Origin of the sequence: Cereibacter changlensis JA139, assembly GCF_003034985.1 — a bacterium.
In the GTDB taxonomy this organism is placed as follows: Bacteria; Pseudomonadota; Alphaproteobacteria; order Rhodobacterales; family Rhodobacteraceae; genus Cereibacter; species Cereibacter changlensis.
This window is the reverse complement of record NZ_PZKG01000236.1, coordinates 1-3588: the sequence shown is the minus strand read 5'-3', so window position 1 is coordinate 3588 and position 3588 is coordinate 1. Positions and strand designations below refer to the sequence as shown.

Genomic DNA, 3588 nt, shown 5'->3' with positions numbered 1-3588 from the left:
CTGACGCAGCAAGCTGCCAACGCCTCGCAAAGCATTGTAAACAATGCTTTTTTCGGCGTTTAAGCCCCAAAAGTTGCCCCCCCTGCTTTTATTGTTGTTTCGCAGTGGGTTACAAACAGCGTGCCATAAAATGGCACGGCCGTGCCATTTTATGGCACGGCTGTAACCTGCTGTTTTTGTTGAATCTGGCGCAAACGGGGTCATGGGCTTCACCGCTCCCTTTCCTGCTCTCGGCTGATGGTCGGAGCGTCGATTTCCTTCGCCGCGGAAGCGGCCGGCTTGTCGCCTCCGAAGTTGTGGATCAGCCGCTCGTGGAGATCGGCCTCCTTGCCGTGGTCATATTCCGGCACGTCGATGCCCTCGCGTGCCCGCCACGCCAGCAGGGTGCCGCGCAGCTCCATGATGATCGGAAGCGCCTTGTCCATGAGCCGTTCGGCCTCCGGGTTGCTGGCGGCCGAGCTGACGATCATGATCTTGCGGAAGACATGAAGCTCCCGGACGATCTGGCCGAGCATCATGATCTCGTTCCGGGTGGCGAGGTTGTGCTGGTCAAGGAATGCGCCGAACCGCCCGTCCAGTCGATCGAGAGCCGCCTTCAGCTCATCGTTCACCGCCCTCAGCGCCGCGTTTTCGGTGGTCAGTTTGACAATCCCGGCATCGAGGTGGTCTGGCGAGGGGATCGCCTCCTGTGGGCAGGCGCCGAGCGTAAGGTCTTTCGCCACCGGCCCAAGCACGAACCTGAACTTGTTGTCGATGTTCTCTTTTCTCATCTGATCGGTCCTTCCTTCACCTTCTGCAGCTGTTCGATCTCCTTGAGCGCCGCGTTGATGTCGGGCGTCTCACGCTCCTTGTTCATGGCGGCGAACTTCTGCGCCTGATGCTGCAACACGCCGTCCAGCTCTTGGAACGTGCGCGCGGGGGAGGGGGCTTCCTGCTGTTTCTGCAGTTCTGCGGCTTTGGCCGCCTCCGCATCGTCGCGCTGTTTCTGGGCATAGGCGTCCAGCGCCGAGGGGCGTTCGCCGGAGTTTTTCTGGATCGTGTCGGCCAGTTTGGCGGGATCTGTCGTGACCAAAGTCACGCTGTCGCGGGCGCGGGAGATGTTCACGTAGAACGCTTTCTGCGTCGAAAGCGTCTCGGCCGCGCTCATGCCGACGATGATCCGGTCCACCGATGCGCCCTGGAAATCGTGCGCCGTGGCCGAATAAGCGTGGTCCATTCCGCGCGCCGCCATGCTGTCGGCGGGCAGAGTGACGGTCTTTCCACCCTGCAATGTCACCCGGGTCTGGCGCTGATCTATCGCCTCGATGGTCCCGCGCGCGCCATTCGCCATGCCGGAGTCCTTGTCGGTGATGGCGAACTTCACCCGGTCGCCCTTGGCGAAGTCGCGCTCCGTCTGCTCATAGGCGACGAGGGCAGGGTCGGCTCTGGGGGTCTTCCCGATGGGAACGCGCAGCGCCTCGCCGCCCTTCTCGGGGCGAACGATCAGGGTCTTTGACCGATCGCTCGCACCCTCGACCACATAGACCAGCCCCTTTTGCAGACCCTCGGCCTTCATGTCCTTCAGGGGCACAACCACATCGCCAGCCTTGTAACTGGCGATCTCATTGGCTTCTGCGCGGGTGAAGTTCAGCGGTTGAAGGCTGCGCTGTTTTACATCCTCCCGGCCAATCGACCGCTCATCCTTGAGCGTCGCCCGGATCTCGGCATTGACCTTTTGCCTCACCTCGTTTGTCAAAACGACGACGCCGGTTTTATCGCGTTCGGCATGGCGCAGGGCGAGCCATGATTGCGCCACGGCGCTCGGGAAGGTCTCACTTTGGGCGGGCGTCCTGATCCTGCTGATATTGTCGAAGGCGGCTTTGACCTCGCCCTTGATTGCATGGAGGACCGCCGCTTTGGCCGTCTCATCGCGCTGGCGCTGAATGTCGGCCATGAGCGCGGTCGGCAGGCCCGCCTTTTGCAGCTGCGCAAAGGGCGAGCCGGCGCTGACGGCGTCGAGCTGCTTCACGTCGCCGACGAGGATCACGCGGGCGTAGTTCGCGCGGTTGGCTGCGGCCATGATGTCTCGCATGTCGGCCGTGCTGACCATCGCGGCCTCGTCAATCACCAGGATCGACTTGCTCTTGTCGCCGAGCTTCCCGTTGGCGGCGTTGATCCGGAGCATGGCTGTCGTGGTGCTGGCCGGGATCGCCTCGGAGAGCTGTTCGACGGCGCGATTGGTCGGAGCCGCGCCCTCGACCGTGTAGCCGGCCTTCTCGGCAAAGCCGCGCAGCGCATCGAGCATGAAGGTCTTCCCGGCGCCGGCATAGCCCTGCACGCCCCGGAAGCGCCCGGCGCCGGTCAGGCCGGTCAGGACAGCATCCTTCTGGCCGTCGGTCAGATCGGTTTTCTCGACCGCCTGTCGCAGCCGCGCGTCGCCGCTCATCTTTATGCCGCCGCCCGGGCGGAAGCGTGGCGCGAAGCTCACACCGCCATCGTTCCTCGCGTCCCGGAACTCCTGCAGGACGCGCCGTTCTGCGGCCAGGGTGGCGTCATCGGTATAGAGCTTGACCGTCGCTTTCTCCAAAGCCGCCTTCTGCTCCGGCGCGGCTTTCTCGACGTGCCAGGCATTGCGCTTGGCCTCGATCTGTTGGCCCGCCTTGTCGGTGACAGTGACAGGGGCGTCTCCGGTGCGGGAGAGGTAGATCCCGTCGCCCTTCTGCACGCCGGCCGCCTCGATCGCGCGCGCGAGATCCACGCCCCAGATCGTGTGCTCGCTGTTTCCCGACTGGACGGTGACATAGTAGCTGGCCTTGTTCGCCTTGTCGTTCCGGTAGGGGGCCTCGCCGTGGTCCTTCAGAATGCCGCCCTTGGTTCCGCCCCTCTCCTGCACCTCTTTCCATTCGTGGACATGGACGGAGACGAGGCGGCCGCTGGCCTCTGCCGCCTTCATCGCCGCCTCGATATGCTGGACGCTGGCGGTCTTCGTGGTGTTGAGCGCAACCTTCATCAGATTGTCGGCCGAGTAGACGGCGGCGCGCTCGCTGATGTGCTGAATGGCGAACTCGACCGCCTTGGCGGCGACTTCGTTCGGCGTCAGGGGCGCGGTCGGCTCCCGGGTTGCGCCGGGGAGCTGCACAGCGCGGTTGTAGGCCGCGTCGTCGCGGATCTTCTGCAGATCCTCCAGCGAATAGCCGAAGCTCTTTGCCTCCTGCTGCCAGGCCGCCTTCAGTTCATCCCGGTCGACGCCATGCTGCTTGCCCCTGCGCGTCGCCAGAGCGGCGAGGGCGCTGCTGACCGCGCTGCGATCTCCGCCCCGCTCATCCAGCGCCGCCTCGATCTCCTGCCGGCGCTTCGAGAAGCCGTCCATCAGGTCTTTCGGGACGCCGCGGATCTCGGTGATGCCGTCCTTTCCAGTCCGCTCGACCTCGTAGCCCAGCTTTTCGAGGTTCTGCGCCAGCTCGTTGCGGTAGATCGCGCCGATCAGGAGCTTGTTGGTGTAGATCTGCTCGTTGGAAAGCGCCGTCCATTTTCCATCTTCGCCAAGCACCATGTTCTGCACGACCGCGTGGGTGTGGAGCTGGGGATCGAGGGCGCGGGAGGTGTCGT

3 protein-coding genes are annotated in these 3588 nt (G+C 64.0%); all 3 read right to left on the bottom strand.

The window, feature by feature from the left end; translation table 11 throughout:
- A partial coding sequence (locus tag C5F48_RS25785) for a hypothetical protein (protein ID WP_219907828.1) occupies positions 1-213 on the bottom strand: 213 nt, incomplete at its 3' end.
- Positions 210-770 (bottom strand): hypothetical protein, encoded by a 561-nt coding sequence (locus C5F48_RS22460; protein ID WP_107665954.1) that lies wholly within the window; start codon positions 768-770, stop codon positions 210-212. The genes C5F48_RS25785 and C5F48_RS22460, both read right to left, overlap by 4 nt.
- The coding region (gene mobF / locus C5F48_RS22455) for a MobF family relaxase (protein WP_107665953.1) at positions 767-3588 on the bottom strand (2822 nt) is incomplete at its 5' end. The genes C5F48_RS22460 and mobF, both read right to left, overlap by 4 nt.